At 72.0% G+C, this 17304-nt stretch carries 13 protein-coding genes and 1 pseudogene; 10 read left to right on the top strand and 4 right to left on the bottom strand.

Annotated features, from left to right (window positions below):
- The first annotated feature begins 7 nt into the window (after positions 1-7).
- The gene (locus ASC56_RS29490; RefSeq protein ID WP_079102779.1) at positions 8-490 is read left to right on the top strand and encodes an ATP-binding protein; all 483 of its coding nucleotides are present in this window, start codon (positions 8-10) and stop codon (positions 488-490) included.
- Between the two features lie 58 nt (positions 491-548).
- On the opposite strand, the gene ASC56_RS29485 is transcribed toward ASC56_RS29490, so the two are convergent.
- Both ASC56_RS29485 and ASC56_RS29480 read right to left on the bottom strand, forming a co-directional pair.
- Complete coding sequence (locus tag ASC56_RS29485) at positions 549-1589, bottom strand: DUF2637 domain-containing protein (RefSeq protein WP_055494620.1); 1041 nt, start codon at positions 1587-1589, stop codon at positions 549-551.
- A gap of 313 nt (positions 1590-1902) precedes the next feature.
- Positions 1903-2577: pseudogene (locus ASC56_RS29480) on the bottom strand ((2Fe-2S)-binding protein).
- A 165-nt stretch (positions 2578-2742) separates the two neighbouring features.
- On the opposite strand from ASC56_RS29480, the gene ASC56_RS29475 reads away from it, so the two are divergent.
- A complete protein-coding gene (locus ASC56_RS29475; RefSeq protein ID WP_371330310.1) occupies positions 2743-3606 on the top strand; it encodes a GntR family transcriptional regulator in 864 nt (287 codons plus the stop codon).
- Between the two features lie 60 nt (positions 3607-3666).
- On the opposite strand, the gene ASC56_RS29470 is transcribed toward ASC56_RS29475, so the two are convergent.
- Both ASC56_RS29470 and ASC56_RS29465 read right to left on the bottom strand, forming a co-directional pair.
- A complete protein-coding gene (locus ASC56_RS29470; RefSeq protein WP_055494619.1) occupies positions 3667-4455 on the bottom strand; it encodes a hypothetical protein in 789 nt (262 codons plus the stop codon).
- Positions 4456-4606: 151 nt separating this feature from the next.
- Positions 4607-6271 carry a PucR family transcriptional regulator ligand-binding domain-containing protein gene (locus ASC56_RS29465; protein ID WP_055494618.1) on the bottom strand — a complete coding sequence of 555 codons (1665 nt, stop codon included), beginning with the start codon at positions 6269-6271 and terminating at the stop codon, positions 4607-4609.
- 442 nt (positions 6272-6713) lie between these two features.
- Between ASC56_RS29465 and ASC56_RS29460 the strand changes: the two genes are divergently transcribed.
- From ASC56_RS29460 to ASC56_RS29425, 8 genes are all read left to right on the top strand, one after another.
- A complete protein-coding gene (locus tag ASC56_RS29460; RefSeq protein WP_055494617.1) occupies positions 6714-7604 on the top strand; it encodes a xanthine dehydrogenase family protein subunit M in 891 nt (296 codons plus the stop codon).
- The gene (locus tag ASC56_RS29455) at positions 7604-8176 is read left to right on the top strand and encodes a (2Fe-2S)-binding protein (protein ID WP_055494616.1); all 573 of its coding nucleotides are present in this window, start codon (positions 7604-7606) and stop codon (positions 8174-8176) included. Before ASC56_RS29460 ends, ASC56_RS29455 begins: the two co-directional genes overlap by 1 nt.
- A 2-nt stretch (positions 8177-8178) precedes the next feature.
- Complete coding sequence (locus ASC56_RS29450) at positions 8179-10557, top strand: xanthine dehydrogenase family protein molybdopterin-binding subunit (RefSeq protein WP_055494615.1); 2379 nt, start codon at positions 8179-8181, stop codon at positions 10555-10557.
- A gap of 158 nt (positions 10558-10715) precedes the next feature.
- Positions 10716-12173 carry an NCS2 family permease gene (locus ASC56_RS29445; RefSeq protein ID WP_055494614.1) on the top strand — a complete coding sequence of 486 codons (1458 nt, stop codon included), beginning with the start codon at positions 10716-10718 and terminating at the stop codon, positions 12171-12173.
- A 48-nt stretch (positions 12174-12221) separates the two neighbouring features.
- Positions 12222-13373 carry an XdhC/CoxI family protein gene (locus tag ASC56_RS29440; RefSeq protein WP_055494613.1) on the top strand — a complete coding sequence of 384 codons (1152 nt, stop codon included), beginning with the start codon at positions 12222-12224 and terminating at the stop codon, positions 13371-13373.
- A 243-nt stretch (positions 13374-13616) separates the two neighbouring features.
- Complete coding sequence (locus ASC56_RS29435; protein WP_055494612.1) at positions 13617-14840, top strand: cytochrome P450; 1224 nt, start codon at positions 13617-13619, stop codon at positions 14838-14840.
- A gap of 207 nt (positions 14841-15047) precedes the next feature.
- On the top strand, positions 15048-15893 hold the full coding sequence (locus ASC56_RS29430) for an RNA polymerase sigma factor SigF (RefSeq protein ID WP_055494611.1): 846 nt from the start codon (positions 15048-15050) through the stop codon (positions 15891-15893).
- A gap of 270 nt (positions 15894-16163) precedes the next feature.
- Positions 16164-17300, top strand: coding sequence for a winged helix DNA-binding domain-containing protein (locus tag ASC56_RS29425; protein WP_055494610.1), 1137 nt, complete (start codon positions 16164-16166; stop codon positions 17298-17300).
- Positions 17301-17304 lie beyond the last annotated feature (4 nt).

The raw sequence follows: 17304 nt of genomic DNA, 5'->3' as shown, positions 1-17304 counted from the left end.
GGGGGTCATGAAGAGGCGAGCACGAGGAGGCGGTCCCGCGGTCATCGGGGCCTCCTCGGTGAAGAAGGCGGAGGAAACGACCGACGGTACGACACTCCGGCCGGGGGGCCCGCAGCTCAGGCGCAGGCTCGGACGGGCGGATCTACGGGCGGTGCCCGAGGCGCGCAGGGCGCTGCGGGAGCTGCTGACGCACTGGGGGAGGCCGGGACGGTCCGAGATAGCCGAACTGCTCACCAGTGAGCTGGTCACCAACGCGCTCGTCCACACGGACCACGACGCGGTGCTGACGGCTACCGTCTCACCGGGTGGGCTCCGCGTGGAGGTAAGGGATTTCGTGGGACGCAGGCCCAGGCTGCGGATGCCGGACACCGACGACGGCACGCACGGCCGGGGTCTGATCCTCGTTCAGTCCCTCGCGGACGCCTGGGGCGTACGGACGCACGGCGTCGGCAAGTCGGTGTGGTTCGAACTGGACGCGGAAGCGGCCTGACACACGGGGAGGGGGCGCGGCATCGTGCCGCGCCCCCTCCCCGTGAAGGTGTCCGGTCTCAGCCGAACTGCTGTTCAAGATCCTTGAGCTTGCGCTCCAGGGAGTCGAGCCGGGGCAGAGCCATGGTGTCGTCCTCCGCCGTGAGGTCGACCGTGATCGGGTCGGCGGAAGAGTTCCGGACGGGCTGGAGCGAGGGGCGGGTACGCACGGGCAGTTCCGCCGCGGGTATGGCAGGCTCCTGGGAGACCGGAGCGGACGCGCGCTCCACGGTCTGCACCTCGACATGGCGTCCGCCGTTGCCGCCGGTCAGCGAGCGGTGGCCGCGGCTGAGCGCCTTGAGCTGTGCCCGCTCGACCCGCTGCTGCTCGCGGCGCCGCGCCTTGTTCTGGTCCTTGTGACGCCGGTCCTCGCGGACCTCCTCGACGGCCTCGTCCAGGCTGCGCACGCCCTCCAGAAGCATCAGCGACCAGGCCTTGTACGTCTCGCGGGGCGCCCGCAGCCAGCGGACGACGCGGATCTGCGGCAGCGGGCGCGGCACCAGACCCTGCTCGCGCAGTGCGGCGCGGCGGGTCTGCTTGAGTGCGCGGTCGAAGAGGACCGCGGCCGACAGCGACATGCCCGCGAAGAACTGCGGTGCCCCGGCGTGGCCCAGGCCCCTGGGCGCGTGCACCCAGTTGAACCAGGCGGCGGCGGCCGAGAACGTCCACACCAGGATCCGGGAGCCGAGCGCCGCGTCGCCGTGGCTGGCCTCGCGCACCGCGAGCACGGAGCAGAACATCGCCGCGCCGTCGAGCCCGAACGGGACCAGGTACTGCCATCCGCCGGTGAGGTTCAGGTTCTGCTCGCCGAAGCCCACCAGGCCGTGGAAGGAGAGCGCCGCGGCCACGGCCGCACAGCAGAAGAGGAGTGCGTAGGAGGCCGTGCCGTAGATTGCCTCCTTGCGCCTGCGGCGTTCCTCGCTGCGCTCCCACGAGTCCTCGGCACCCGTGCTCTCCCTGGACCGCTTGCCGCGCGCGAGCACCGCCACCGCCACCAGCATGCCCAGGAGTAGTACGGCGCCCGGAAGCAGCCAGTTCAGCGATATGTCGGTCAGTCTCATCTGGGGTCCCTTGCATTGGGATAGGGCGTAACGCCCGCCATAGTGGCCCAATCCCGCCGGCCCTCAGGGGGTTTCGGGGCAAGAGGCCGCCAAGGAAGTGCAAGGGGATGCCCAGGGCGGCGTTCTGCTCGAACTGCCGCTTGAGGGGCGGGAGTTGAGTTCGAACAAGACTACCCGTACGGGTGGTTCCACGGAAAGTTCCTGCGGCGAGTGAGGAAGTTGTGAAACGCCTGTAACCCCTGTGGGGGCCTTGTTCGGGGTGGATCTTACGGTATGCGGCGCGGGACGGGGCGCAGGGGTGCCTGAGGCCCCCTCAACCGCCCGTGGCCGCCGTCGGCTTGGCGAGTCGGTCGGCGTCGCAGGTGCCCGGGCAGGTGGCGCACGCGCCCTCGGGGCGCAGCGGGTAGAACAGGCAGCAGCTCGCCCGGTCGCGAGTGGGCGGCGACTCGCCGCCCGGGCCGGTCGGTTCGCGGAACGCCGCCGCACCGGCGTACGGCTTCATGGCGCCCGGCAGCGGCAGCTCCGGCTCGCGCATCGCTCCTCGCCGAGCGGATGGGCGACGTACCGCAGTCCCTCGACGGCCTCGTCCGTCGCCATGCCCCACAGGGCCCGGCCGCGCCGCCGCGTACGTGGCCCGAAGCCCGCGAGGAGCGGAACCCAGGTGCTCGGCCACGGCCGCCCGCGCCTCGTTCCGCAACGCCTCCTCGTCCGCCACGACCCGGGCGCCGGGCAGGGAGGCCGCCGGATCCCCCGGGGGGCAGGCAGGTGAACGCGGCGATCCGCACCGCCATCCGCCCGAGGGTGCGGTGGAACGCGACGTGCTCCACGGGGAGCCGCAGCACCCGCGCCGCAGGAACCACGGGACGGTGATCAGCAGACAGGCCGGCCATGCGTACCGGTGTTCCCTGACCGTCGGTCCCGGGAACGCCTCGGTGAGCCGGGCGTACGCTTCCGCGACGGCGGACGGGGGCGAGGCGGGGAGGGGCATGCGGAGACCGCCGTTCAGCCATGGCTCATAGGGCAGGCTTGCCTTAGCCGAGATGATCGGTGCGTGAACCGGAGCGTAAGGTGCCTAAGGTGCTTTACGAGCGGTAACAACCGTCATGAGCGACCCGCATACTGCCCAGTACCGCCAGGACCGGAGGAGGAGCCCGTGGAGCAGGCCCGTTGCCGCCGCGCTGAGGGCTGCACCGAGACGGCGGCCGTGGACTTCGGTTCGGAGGCCCCCCGGGTGCCGCCGCAGCTGCCGCCGGGGGACGAGATGCGCGAGCGGGGCTCCGCCGCGGGCTCTACGCGTGGTGAGCACACCCACAGTGAGCCGTCGATCCCACGCCCGCCCGCGGTGCAGGAGCCGCTCGACGGGGAGCCGGCGGTCACGGAGGGCGGGCGCCCCGTCGTGCAGCGGGCCTCCGTCCGCCGGCAGATCCTCGACGCCCTGCGCACCGCCCTGGTCGCGGGGGAGCTCACGCCCGGCGAGGTCTACTCGGGACCCGCGCTCGGCGAGCGCTTCGGGGTGTCCGCGACCCCCGTACGCGAGGCCATGCAGCAGCTCGCCCTGGAGGGAGCCGTCGAGGTCGTGCCCAACCGGGGCTTCCGCGTCGCCGTGCGCGGCGCCCGCGAACTGGCCGAACTCGCCGAGATCCGGGCACTGATCGAGGTCCCGGTGATGCTGCGGCTCGCCCGCACGGTGCCTGTCGAACGCTGGACGGAACTGCGCCCGCTGGCCGACGCGACCGTCCGGGCCGCGTCCTCCGGGTGCCGGGCGACGTACACCGAATCCGACCGGGCCTTCCACCGCGCGGTGCTCACCCTCGCGGGCAACGAGCAGCTGGTGCGGCTCGCGGAGGACTTGCACCGCCGCGCCCAGTGGCCGCTCGTCGGCGGCCCCGCCACCCGCGGCCGCGCCGACCTGGTCGCCGACGCGGCCGAACACACGGCCCTGCTGGACGCGCTGGTCGCCCAGGACCTGGCGGTGGTGCAGTCCCTGGTGCGGGAGCATTTCGCGGGGGCGGTCTGACCCCCCTCCCGCGTCCGCGGGCATACGCCGAGAGCCGGGCGCCCATTCTGTTCGGAGCTCTTACGAAGCCGCCTGCCCGGGCGCGGGTGTCACCGGCGCCAGCTGCCGGGCCAGCCATGTCGGTACGCCGCCCAGGAGGCGGAACAGACGGCCCGCCTCCGCCCGCAGCCGGGACGCCTCCGGCTCGGGCTCGGTGTCCGCGAGCGACGCCAGCGCCGGAGCCGTACCGACGAGATAGCCCAGTTCCTCGCGGATCCGCAGCGACTCGGCGAACCCGTGCCGCGCCTCGGCCACTTCCCCCTCGCGCAGCGCCAGGCCGGCCAGGTGGCGCCAGGTGAAGGAGAGCAGCAGCGCGTCGCCGTGCGCGGACGCGCCCGCGTGGGCGCGCCGGTGGGCGGCGAGGGCCGCCTGCGGGGAGCGGGCGAGGTTCTCGGCGATGAGCCCCCGCCGGAAGTCCAGCAGCGCCCGCCCCGCGGCGCCCGGCGGGATCAGCGCGGCGGCCCTGCCGAGCGCGGCGCGTGCCTCGTCCGCCCGGTCCCGTACGCCGTGCAGCGTGGAGGCGTACGCCAGTTGCCCGCGCTCACAGGCCGCGGCGCCCCGCTCCTCGTCGCTGTGGGCCTGCGCCTCGGCCGTGCGCAGCGCGTCCTCGGCCTCCTCCCAGCCCTGCTCCGTGTACAGGCACCGCTCGACGAGCAGCGAGGCCCGCTGGAGCGAGGCCTGCGCGGTCCCCGGTTGCAGGAGAGCCGCCGCGTCGGTCCAGCAGGCGCGCGAGCGCAGCCGCCATACCGCGGTCTGGAGTGGATCGTCACCTGCGGTCGTTCCGGTACCAGACATGGCGGTATGCGCCACGTTGCCCTCCCCGAGCGCGCCATCGAGCTTTGAGTGGTGGCGGCATTCCAGCACCAATCGCGGCACCGGGCCAAGGGGCTGGGTGAAGGATTTCACAAAGTCGTGGGACAGCGGCGGCCGGTGGTGCCGCCGTGCCCACGGCACCATGACCTCAGCTCATGCGCAACGCCAGGAAGAAGTCGAGCTTGTCCTCCAGCCGCGAGAGGTCCCGGCTCGTCAACTGCTCGATACGCCCGACGCGGTACCGCAGCGTGTTGACGTGCAGGTGCAGCCGGGTGGCGCAGCGGGTCCAGGAGCCGTCGCACTCCAGGAACGCCTCCAGGGTCGGGATCAGCTCGGCGCGGTGCCTGCGGTCGTAGTCGCGCAGCGGATCCAGGAGCCGGGCCGTGAAGGCGCGGCGCACGTCGTCCGGGACGAACGGCAGCAGCAGCACGTGGGAGGCCAGTTCCTGGTGGCCGGCCGCGCAGACCCGCCCGGGGCGCGCGGCGGCGACCCGGCGGGCGTGCCGCGCCTCCTCCAGGGCGCCGCGCAGCCCTTCGGCCGAGTGCACCGCGGCGCTGACACCCAGCGTGATGCGCCCGTCGCCGTCGAGCCCGGCGGACAGCGGGTCCCGTACGGCCTCCAGGAGGGCGTCGGCCAGGATGCCGGACTCGAAACCGTCGCGCTCCGAGGAGACCGCCGGAAGCGGGACGAGCGCGATGGCCTCGTCACCCGTATGGGCCACGGCGATACGGTCGGAGTGCTCCGGACCGGTCGCCAGGGGGTCGACGAGGATCTCCTCCAGGAGCGACTGGGCGACCGGGCCGCCCTCGATCTCTCCGCCGTCCCACTCGACCCGGGCCACGACCACCTGCCAGTGCGGGGCCGCCCCGAGGCCGGGCAGCAGCACGGGTGCGGCGACCCGCAGCCGGGCCGCGATCTCGGCGGGCGCGGCCCCCGTCTGCACCAGCTCCAGGACCTCCTGGGCCAGCCGCCGCCGTACGGTGCGCGCCGCGTCCCGCCGGTCCCGCTCCACGGCGATCAGCTGGGTGACGCCCTGGAGCAGGTCGAGGCGCTCCTCGGGCCAGTCCGCGGCGTCCGCCTCGACGGCGAGCAGCCAGTCGGACAGCACGGTCTCGCGCACGTCCCGCGAGGCGCCGCCCGAACGGCCGCTGCTGCGGATCGGGAAGAGCGAGTAGGTGGTCGCGTCGACCGTCACCCGGTGCGGTCCGCGGCGGCCGGTGCGCGCCGCCGCCAGATGCCCGGAGGCCAGCCCGGCGCACACGTCCGCGGGCAGTCCCGGCGCCGGTCCCGCGATGGGACGGCCGGTGGGGGAGAGGACCCAGGCGCGCAGGTCCAGATCGGACCCGAGCAGGTCCAGGACCACGTCCGGGCCGCCGCCCGCCGGGCCCGAGGTCATCATGCGCCGATGCCGGTCCACGACGGCCGCCAGGTCCCCGGCCCGCTCCCCGGAGACCTGCCGCACCACGTGCTCGGTGATCGTGGCGAACGCCACCGACTCGTGGACGGCGAACAGCGGCAGGCGGTGCCGGGCGCAGGCCACGACGAGGTCGTCCGGGATGTCGCCGAGCTCGGCCTCGCCCGCGGCGAGCGCGGCGACGCCCGCCCCTGCGAGAATGCGGACGAAGGGCTCGGAGTCGGCCGCGTCGTGCCGCCAGGCCAGGCCCGTGAGGACCAGTTCACCACCGGAGAGATAGCGGCTGGGGTCCTTGAGGTCCGTGGTCATCACACCGCGGACGGTGCGGTCCAGCTCGTCCTCACCGCCGAGCAGCCGCAACCCCAGCGCGTCGGTGTTCAGCAGTGCGCGCAGCCGCATGTCGTCGCCGCCGTTCTTGTCCAGAAATCTATGTTCGGTCAGGGGTGAGGGCCCGGCGGCCGGGTCCTCGGACTCCGAGAGGAGGTTCGTCCCCCGTCCGGAGCGCGCCCACGGCGTCCGCAGGAGGGTGTTCTCGGCCTCCGAGGGCGGGACCCAGGGCGTTGTCCTGGGCCTTTGGAAGCTGACCTCGCGGTGTCCCCCGGCCGTGTGCTGTGTTTCCAGAGGAAACCGGCGAGGTTACTGATGGCCTCCGTTCATATGAATCTACAAGATGGGGGCCCTCACCAGCCAACTCCTTCATGGTTTCGGTGACTGACCCGGGCAGAGGGCGGGACGGTGTACTGACTCCACTCCGCGTGAACAGCACATGAACGAGCCGGGCCGGCCGCACCAGAATCTGGCTCGATCCGTACGACCCACGAGACGAAGAAGAGAGCCGGTCATGGACTTCCTTCGCCCCGCAAGCTGGGAGGAGGCGCTCGCCGCCAAGGCAGAGCACCCCACCGCCGTGCCGATTGCGGGTGGCACCGATGTGATGGTCGAGATCAACTTCGACCACCGGCGGCCCGAGTACCTGATGGACCTGGGGCGCATCGGCGAGCTCTACGAGTGGGAGGTCGGCGAGGACAGCGTGCGGCTCGGGGCCTCGGTGCCGTACACCGGGATCATGGAGCATCTGCGGACCGAGCTGCCGGGTCTCGCCCTCGCCTCCCACACGGTCGCCTCCCCGCAGATCCGCAACCGCGGCGGCGTCGGGGGCAACCTCGGCACGGCCTCCCCGGCCGGGGACGCCCACCCCGCCCTCCTCGCGGCGGGCGCCGAGGTCGAGGCCGAGTCCGTGCGCGGTTCCCGCCGCATCCCGATCGACGAGTTCTACACCGGCGTCAAGCGCAACGCCCTCGCCCCCGACGAGCTGATCCGGGCCGTCCACATCAAGAAGGCCGACGGCCCCCAGCAGTACTCGAAGGTCGGCACCCGCAACGCCATGGTGATCGCCGTGTGCGCCTTCGGCCTCGCCCTGCACCCCGAGACCCGCACGGTCCGCACCGGCATCGGCTCGGCCGCGCCCACCCCCGTCCGCGCCAAGGCCGCCGAGGAGTTCCTGAACGCGGCGCTCGACGAGGGCGGCTTCTGGGACAACGGCAAGATCATCACCCCCTCGGTCGCCAAGCAGTTCGCCGACCTGTGCTCCGGGGCCTGCAACCCGATCGACGACGTCCGGGGCACCGCGAGCTACCGCCGGCACGCGGTCGGTGTCATGGCCCGCCGCACGCTGACCTGGACCTGGGAGTCGTACCGCGGCGCCCACCGCGCCTCGGAGGGAGCCGCGTAATGCGCGTCAACTTCACTGTCAACGGACGTCCCCAGGAAGCCGACGACGTGTGGGAGGGCGAGTCCCTGCTGTACGTGCTGCGTGAGCGCCTGGGCCTCCCGGGCTCCAAGAACGCCTGCGAGCAGGGCGAATGCGGCTCCTGCACGGTCCGCCTGGACGGCGTGCCGGTGTGCTCCTGCCTGGTCGCCGCAGGCCAGGTGGAGGGCCGCGAGGTCGTCACCGTGGAGGGCCTGGCGGACTACGCGAAGCAGCGCTCCTGCGGGACCGGCGCGTGCGGCACGTCCCTCGACGGGACCAAGCGCTGGGAGGCCGAGGGCACCGATTCCCAGACCGGCGAGGGCGTGGAACTCTCCCCGATCCAGCAGGCGTTCATCGATGCCGGCGCCGTCCAGTGCGGCTTCTGCACCCCGGGCCTGCTGGTCGCGGCCGACGAGATGCTGGAGCGCAACCCGAACCCGACCGACGCGGACATCCGCGAGGCCCTCTCGGGCAACCTGTGCCGATGCACCGGCTACGAGAAGATCATGGACGCGGTCCGATTGGCGGCCGCCCGGCAGTCCGAGGAGGTCTGAGCATGCCCAACGGTGCTCCCACGAAGATCACACAGGGCTCGCAGACCAGGGGCGGCATCGGCGAGTCCACGCTCCGCCCGGACGGCACCCTCAAGGTCACCGGCGAGTTCGCGTACTCGTCCGACATGTGGCACGAGGACATGCTGTGGGGTCAGATCCTCCGCTCCACGGTCGCGCACGCCGAGATCGTGTCCATCGACACCGCCGAGGCCCTCGCGACACCGGGCGTCCACGCCGTCATGACGTACGACGACCTGCCCACCGACGTGAAGAACTACGGCCTGGAGATACAGGACACCCCGGTCCTCGCCCACGGCAAGGTGCGCCACCACGGCGAGCCGGTCGCGATCGTCGCCGCCGACCACCCGGAGACCGCGCGGCGCGCCGCCGCCAAGATCAAGGTCGAGTACCGGGAACTCCCGGTCGTCACCGACGAGGCGTCCGCGACCGCCCCGGACGCGGTCCTCGTCCACGAGAACCGCACCGACCACCACATCGGCCACGTCCCCCACCCGAACATCGTCCATCGCCAGCCGATCGTCCGCGGCGACGTGGCGGAGGCCCGCCGCCGGGCCGACGTCATCGTCAGGGGCGAGTACCACTTCGGCATGCAGGACCAGGCCTTCCTCGGCCCGGAGTCCGGTCTGGCGGTCCCCGCGGAGGACGGCGGCGTCGACCTCTACGTCGCCACCCAGTGGCTCCACTCCGACCTGCGGCAGATCGCGCCGGTCCTCGGCCTGCCGCCGGAGAAGGTGCGGATGACGCTGGCCGGCGTCGGTGGCGCGTTCGGCGGCCGCGAGGACCTGTCCATGCAGATCCACGCCTGCCTGCTGGCGCTGCGCACCGGCAAGCCGGTCAAGATCGTCTACAACCGCTTCGAGTCCTTCTTCGGCCATGTCCACCGCCACCCCGCGAAGCTGTACTACGAGCACGGGGCCACGCACGACGGCAAGTTGACCCATGTGACGTGCCGTATCGTCCTGGACGGCGGCGCCTACGCCTCCGCCTCCCCGGCGGTCGTCGGCAACGCCTCCTCGCTGGGCATCGGCCCGTACGTCGTGGACGACGTCGACATCGAGGCCATCGCCCTCTACACCAACAACCCGCCCTGCGGCGCCATGCGCGGCTTCGGCGCGGTCCAGGCGTGCTTCGCCTACGAGGCGCAGATGGACAAGGTGGCCAAGGAACTCGGCATGGACCCCGTGGACTTCCGGCAGCTCAACGCCATGGAACAGGGCACGATCATGCCGACCGGCCAGCCGGTCGACTCCCCGGCCCCCGTCGCCGAACTCCTGCGCCGGGTCAAGGCGATGCCCATGCCGCCGGAGCGCCAGTGGGAGAGCTCCGAGGGCGCGGACGTACGGCAGCTGCCGGGCGGTCTGTCCAACACCACGCACGGCGAAGGCGTCGTACGGGGTGTGGGTTACGCCGTCGGCATCAAGAACGTCGGCTTCTCCGAGGGCTTCGACGACTACTCCACCGCCAAGGTGCGCATGGAGGTCATCGCGGGCGAGCCCGTCGCCACCGTGCACACGGCCATGGCGGAGGTCGGCCAGGGCGGTGTCACCGTCCACGCGCAGATCGCCCGTACCGAGCTGGGCGTCACCCAGGTGACGATCCACCCGGCGGACACCCAGGTGGGCAGCGCCGGTTCGACCTCGGCCTCGCGCCAGACGTACGTCACCGGCGGCGCCGTGAAGAACGCGTGCGAGCTGGTGCGTGAGCGGGTGCTGGAGGTGGGGCGCCGCACGTTCGGCTCCTACCACCCCGCCTGGGCCACCGCCGAGCTGCTCCTGGAGGGCGGCAAGGTGGTCACCGACGCCGGCGAGGTGCTCGCCGACCTGGTGGACGTCCTCGGTGACGAGGCCGTCGAGGTCGAGGCGCAGTGGCGGCACCGGCCGACCGAACCCTTCGACCTGCGCACCGGCCAGGGCAACGGTCACGTCCAGTACTCCTTCGCCGCGCACCGCGCCGTCGTCGAGGTCGACACCGAGCTGGGCCTGGTCAAGGTCATCGAACTGGCCTGCGCCCAGGACGTCGGCAAGGCCCTCAACCCGCTGTCCGTCGTGGGCCAGATCCAGGGCGGTACCACCCAGGGCCTGGGCATCGCGGTCATGGAGGAGATCGTCGTCGACCCGAAGACGGCGAAGGTGAAGAACCCCTCCTTCACGGACTATCTGATCCCCACCATCCTCGACACGCCGACCATCCCCGTCGACGTGCTCGAACTCGCCGACGAGCACGCACCGTACGGGCTGCGCGGCATCGGCGAGGCCCCCACCCTGTCCTCGACTCCGGCCGTCCTCGCGGCGATCCGCAACGCCACGGGCCTGGAGCTCGACAGGACGCCGGTACGGCCCGAACACCTCACGGGCACGTGACCCTCCGGGGTTGAGCAGGTGAACCACTCCGGGGGCTCCGTCCCCCGGACCCCCCGATGTTCGTCTCGGGCCGTCCCCCGGGTCGTGCAGATCCCAAATCCCGCGAAGTCGCCGAAGGCAAAGCGCGGGTGCCCCTATGAACCTTGGGAGATGGCACCATGACCCAGCAGTCAGTGGAGCCCAGATCCGTCGCCGAGGACGCGGGTGCGGGAACCCGCGTCCCGGCCGGCCGGTCCTGGCTCGACCGGTACTTCCACATATCCCAGCGGGAATCCACGGTCGCGCGTGAGGTGCGCGGCGGCGTCACCACCTTCATGGCGATGGCGTACATCCTGCTGCTCAACCCCGTGATCCTGTCCGGCAAGGACGCGGCCGGGGACACGCTCGGCCAGAAGGCCCTGATCACCGCCACCGCGTTCGCGGCGGCCTGCACCACGCTGCTGATGGGTTTCGTCGGCAAGGTGCCGCTCGCCCTCGCCGCCGGACTGTCCGTCTCCGGGGTCCTGTCCTCCCAGGTCGCCCCGCAGATGACCTGGCCGCAGGCCATGGGCATGTGCGTGCTGTACGGCGTGGTCATCATGCTCCTGGTCGTCACCGGCCTGCGCGAGATGATCATGAACGCGATCCCGTTGGCGCTCAAGCACGGGATCACCATGGGCATAGGCCTGTTCATCGCCCTCATCGGCTTCTACAAGTCCGGCTTCGTGCACCAGGGCAAGGCCACCCCGGTCAGCCTCGGCCCCGCGGGACAGCTCACCGGCTGGCCCGTCCTCCTCTTCGCCGGCACCCTGCTGCTGATCTTCATGCTCCAGGCCCGTGACGTCCCCGGCGCCATCCTGATCGGCATCGTCAGTGGCACGGTCGTCGCCGCGGTCCTCAACGCCGCCGGGGTGATCAAGGCCGGCGCCTGGGCGAGCGGTGCCCCCGAACTGCACGGCAGCGCGGTCTCGATGCCCGACTTCTCGCTCTTCGGACACGTCGAGTTCGGCGGTTGGGGCAAGGTCGGCGTCATGACCGTCGGCATGATCGTCTTCACGCTCGTGCTCGCCGGCTTCTTCGACGCGATGGCCACCATCATCGGCGTCGGCACCGAGGCCGGGCTCGCCGACGACAAGGGCCGGATGCCCGGCCTGTCCAAGGCGCTGTTCATCGACGGCGCGGGCGGTGCGATCGGCGGTGTGGCGGGCGGCTCCGGCCAGACCGTCTTCATCGAGTCGGCGACCGGCGTGGGCGAGGGCGCGCGCACCGGGCTCGCCTCCGTCGTCACCGGCCTGTTCTTCGCGGCCTGCCTGTTCTTCACCCCGCTGACGGCGATCGTCCCCCAGGAGGTGGCCTCGGCCGCCCTGGTCGTCATCGGCGCGCTGATGCTGATGAACGCCCGTCATGTGGACTGGGCCGACCGCGCCACCGCGATCCCGGTCTTCCTGACCGTGGTCCTCATGCCGTTCACGTACACCATCACCACCGGTGTCGCCGCGGGTGTCGTCTCGTACGTCGCCATCAAGGCCGCCCAGGGCAAGGCACGCGAGATCGGCGCCTTCATGTGGGGCCTGGCGGTGATCTTCCTGGTCTACTTCGCCCTCAACCCGATCGAGAGCTGGCTGGGCGCCCACTAGAGCGCCCTAGACAGTCCTGACCGCACCAGCCGTTAAGGAGACCGAGAGATGCTGGACATCGCCGACGAGCTGCACCGGTGGGTCGAGCAGGGACGCGACTTCGCCGTCGCCACCGTGGTGGCGGTCGGCGGCAGCGCCCCCCGCATGCCCGGCGCCGCCCTCGCGGTGGACGCCGACGGCACGGCGATCGGCTCGGTCTCCGGCGGCTGTGTGGAGGGAGCCGTGTACGACCTGTGCCAACAGGCACTCCAGGACGGCGAAACCGTCCTGGAGCGCTTCGGGTACAGCGACGAGGACGCCTTCGCCGTCGGTCTGACCTGTGGCGGCGTGATCGACATCCTCGTCACCCCGGTCCGGGCGGCCGACCCCGCCCGTCCGGTGCTCGCGTCCGCGCTGGCCGCCGCGGCATCCGGGTCACCCGGGGCGGTCGCACGGATCGTGACGGGGCCGGCCGAACTGCTGGGCCGGGCACTGCTCGTACGTCCCGACGGCGGGTACGAGGGCGGCTTCGGCGCCCACCCCGAACTGGACCGCACGGTGGCCGCCGAGGCGGGCGCCTTCCTGGACGCGGGCCGCACCGGCACCCTGGAGATCGGCGAGCGGGGCTCACGCTGCGGAGCCCCGCTCACGGTCCTGGTCGAGTCGTCCGTCCCCCCGCCGCGGATGATCGTGTTCGGCGCGATCGACTTCGCCTCCGCGCTGGTCCGCATCGGCAAGTTCCTCGGTCACCACGTCACGGTCTGTGACGCGCGCCCCGTCTTCGCCACCCGCGCCCGCTTCCCGGAGGCCGACGACATCGTCGTGGAGTGGCCGCACCGATACCTGGAGCGCACGGAGGTCGACGGCCGCACGGTGCTGTGCGTGCTCACCCACGACGCCAAGTTCGACATACCGCTGCTGCGGCTGGCGCTCAGGCTTCCGGTCGCCTACGTCGGCGCGATGGGCTCGCGCCGCACCCACCTGGACCGCAACGAGCGCCTGCGCGAAGCCGGTGTCACCGAGTTGGAGCTGGCGCGCCTGAGGTCCCCCATCGGCCTCGACCTCGGCGCCCGTACGCCCGAGGAGACCGCCCTGTCCATCGCCTCGGAGATCGTCGCGGGCCGTCGTGGCGGCACTGGCGTCCCCCTCACCGGTGCCCACACCCCGATCCACCACGACGCGACACCGCGCACGGCCGGGCGGATCGGGTCGGTCGCCTGAGTCGGGCGGCCCTGCGGGCGAGGAGACACGCCTGTGGGGTGTTCTCCCGCTCATCGGCCGCGCGCACGAGCCGGGCGACCTCGACGAACCCGGCGTCCCCCGGCAGCTCGGTCTCCGGTGCTCGTGGCTCCGCCCCGCCTCTCGCGGGGGTGGTGATCGGGCGGCCGACACCGCCCTCGCCACCGCGGCGCCCTAGCCTGGTGACGCCCCGGGGTCGCCCACACCGCAGCCAGGTGGTGATCCATGACGACAGGAGCTCTCGTGCAGGACAAGCCGTACGTCATCGACCCCGCGGGCGCCGACCTCCACGGCGAGGCCGCCCTGTTGCGCGAGCGGGGAGCCGCCGCCCTCGTCGAACTGCCCGCCGGCATCAGGGCCTGGGCACCCACGCGGTACGACGTCCTCAAGCAACTCCTGGCCGACGAACGCGTCTCCAAGAACCCCCGACTGCACTGGCCGGCCTGGATCGCCGGCGAGTACCGCGATACCTGGATCAACTCCTGGGTCGGGGTGAGCAACATGTTCACCGCCTACGGCAGCGACCACCGGCGGCTGCGCAAGCTGGTCGCGCCGGCGTTCACCAAACGCCGTACGGACGCGCTGCGGCCGCGCATCGTGGAGATCGCCACGGAGCTCCTCGACCGTATGGCCGAACTGCCCGACGGCCGGGCCGACTTACGTGCCGCCTACGCGCATCCACTGCCGATGCGGCTGATCTGCGAGATGTTCGGGCTCCCCGAGGACCGGCAGGCCGACCTGGCGCGTCTGATCGAGGCCAACGTCTCCACCACCGTGACGCCCGAGCAGGCCATGGCCACCTGGCACGAGGTGCACGCGCTGCTCGCCGGACTGGTCGCCGACAAGCGGCGGCGGCCCGGGGACGACATGATAAGCGCCCTCATCGCCGCTCGGGACGAGGAGGGCTCCCGCCTGAGCGAGATCGAGCTGATCGACACGCTTCTGCTGGTCATCGGCGCCGGTCATGAGACCACGGTCAATCTGATCGGCAACGCGGTCCACGCGCTGCTCGGCCACCCCGACCAGCTCGCCCGCGTCCGCGCGGGCGAAGTGGACTGGAGCGAGGTCATCGAGGAGACCCTGCGCTGGGCCCCTTCGATCGCGAACCTGCCGCTGCGGTACGCCGTCGAGGACATCACGCTCCCGGACGGGACCCTGATCGCCCGTGGCGACGCCATCTTCGCGACGTACCTGGCGGCCGGACTCGACCCGCTCCGGCACGGCGAGAGCGCGGGCCGCTTCGACGTCACCCGTGCAGACAAGGAACACCTCGCCTTCGGACACGGCGTCCACTACTGCGTCGGCGCCCCGCTGGCCCGCCTGGAGGCCCAGATCGCCCTGCCCGCGCTCTTCGGCCGCTTCCCCGGGCTGAGCCCCGACGGCCCGGTCGAGCAGGTCCAGTCGTTCATCGCGTACGGCTACCGGGAGATCCCGGTGCGGCTGCGCTGAGCCCGGTGCGGTGTCAGGGCCGGTACACGGTGCCGGGCTCGGCCCTGCCCGGTGCCGGCGCTCCTTGAGAGCGTCGACGACCCCTCACCCTGGCCGAGAAGCGCCACCTCGTGGGTTCCCGCGCATGGTCGTCCGGAGTGGGGGTAGACGCGTCATCGGCCCACAGGGGCCGAGACGGTGGCCCGCTACTTTTGGGAGGGGAACGCGATGACGGCCATGGCGATGGCGAAGGTGGACACGGGTGTGACCGAGTTGCCGGAGGTCGCCGATCCGTCCACGGTCGCACCGAGGGACGCCCGAGAGCTGTCGAAGCAGTTCTTCGACCGGTTGACGGTGCTGGAGGAGGGCACGCCCGAGTTCCAGTACGCACGCAACACGCTGATCGAGATGAACATGTCCCTGGTCCGCTTCGCGGCTGCGCGGTTCCGCAGCCGAGGGCCGGAGGAGATGGAGGACATCGTCCAGGTCGGCATGATCGGCCTGATCAAGGCGATCGACCGGTTCGAGCTCTCACGGGAGGTGGAGTTCACCTCGTTCGCCGTGCCCTACATCGTCGGCGAGATCAAGCGGTTCTTCCGTGACACCTCCTGGGCCGTGCATGTACCGCGGCGCCTGCAGGAAGCCCGGGTGCAGCTCGCCCGCGCCACCGAGGAGCTCGGCGGCCGCCTGGGACGTACGCCCACGGTCAAGGAGCTGGCCGAGCTGATGTGCCTGTCCGAGGAGGAGGTGATCGAGGCCAGGCTGGCCTCCAACGGCTACAACTCCTCGTCCCTGGACGCCGCCATCAACAGCAGCGAGGAGGGCGAGACCGTGCTGGCCGACTTCATCGGCACCGACGACGCCGCCCTTGAGCTGGTGGAGGACTTCCACGCCCTGGCACCGATGATCGCCGACCTCGACGAGCGGGACCGGCAGATCATCCACTGGCGGTTCGTCGAGGAGCTCACCCAGGCCCAGATCGGCGAACGCCTCGGCATCTCCCAGATGCATGTCTCCCGCCTGCTCTCCCGCACCCTCGCGCGCCTGCGCGAAGGCATGCTCTCCACACACTGAACGGCCCGAAACACCCGGAACGCCCTGCCCTGGACGGTGAAGGTCCTTGCGGGACGGTCACCTTGGGCAGGGCCCGGTGCGGGCCTCGGCCGGTCCGTCGGTGCAGCGGAGGAGGGTGTCGCCGGGCGCGAGGCCGAAGGACCCGGCGAGCGCTGGGCCGGCCAAGCCCGCCATCAGGCCGTGCGGCATGCCCGCCGGTCTCGCCACGGCGGCCGTGCCGGTGTCAGTTGCGGACCGTGGCTGTCCGCAAGCCCGGTTAGCGTGCACGGCATGACGAAGACGAGCCCCGCGACACGGAAGCCGGCCGGGACGACGGCGACGGCCCCCGTCCTGAACCCCCGCGCCCTCAATCGCGCCACCCTCGACCGTCAGCTCCTGCTGCGCCGCTCGACGCTGTCCGCGAAGGCGGCCGTCCGACACCTCCTCGGGCTCCAGGCCCAGAACGTCCGGCCTCCCTACTACGCGCTCGCCGCCCGTCTGGAGGGCTTCGCGCCGACGGATCTCTCGCGGCTCATGGCCGACCGGGAGGTGGTCCGCATCGTCACCATGCGCTCCACCATCCACACCCACACCGCCGAGGACTGCCTCACCCTGCGCCCGCTGGTGCAGCCCGCGCGCGACCGCGAACTCGGCCTCTTCCGCAAGGGGCTCGCCGGGGTGGACCTGGACCGGCTCGCCGCGCTCGCCCGCGAACTGGTCGAGGCGGAACCGCGCACCATGAAGCAGTTGCGTGAGGCGCTGCTCGCCGAGTGGCCGGGCGCCGACCCCCAGGCACTCGCCCTCGCCGCCCGTTGCCTGCTGCCGCTCGTGCAGGTCACCCCGCGCGGCCTGTGGGGCAGGAGCGGCCAGGTCGCGCTCACCACCGCCGAGCACTGGCTCGGCCGCCCCGCGGAGCCGGCCCCCGCCCCGGACGCCACCGTCCTGCGCTACCTCGCCGCGTTCGGGCCGGCATCCGTCAAGGACATGCAGACCTGGGCCGGTCTGACCCGTCTGCGCGCGACCTTCGAACGCCTGCGCCCGCGGCTCGTCACCTTCCGCGATGCGAACGGCGTCGAACTGTTCGACCTTCCCGACGCGCCCCGGCCCGACCCGGACACCCCCGCCCCGCCGCGCTTCCTGCCCGAGTTCGACAACCTGCTTCTCTCGCACGCCGACCGCACCCGCGTGGTGCCTGCCGACCTCAAGGGCCGTAGCTGGGCGGGCAACCAGGCCTACCGCACGCTCCTCGTCGACGGCTTCCTGGCGGGCGTGTGGACGCTGGAGGAGCGCACGCTCGTCATCGAGCCCTTCGGCACACTCACCACGGGCCGGCGCAAAGAGGTGACCGAGGAAGGAGAACGGATGCTCGCGGTCATGCATCCGGGAACCGCCTGCGACATCCGGTTCGGGACCGTCGTACGAGGGTGACGTC

The sequence above is a fragment of the Streptomyces sp. TP-A0356 genome (assembly GCF_001417775.1).
Classification (GTDB): domain Bacteria; phylum Actinomycetota; class Actinomycetes; order Streptomycetales; family Streptomycetaceae; genus Streptomyces.
This window is presented reverse-complemented; position numbering and strand designations above follow the sequence as displayed.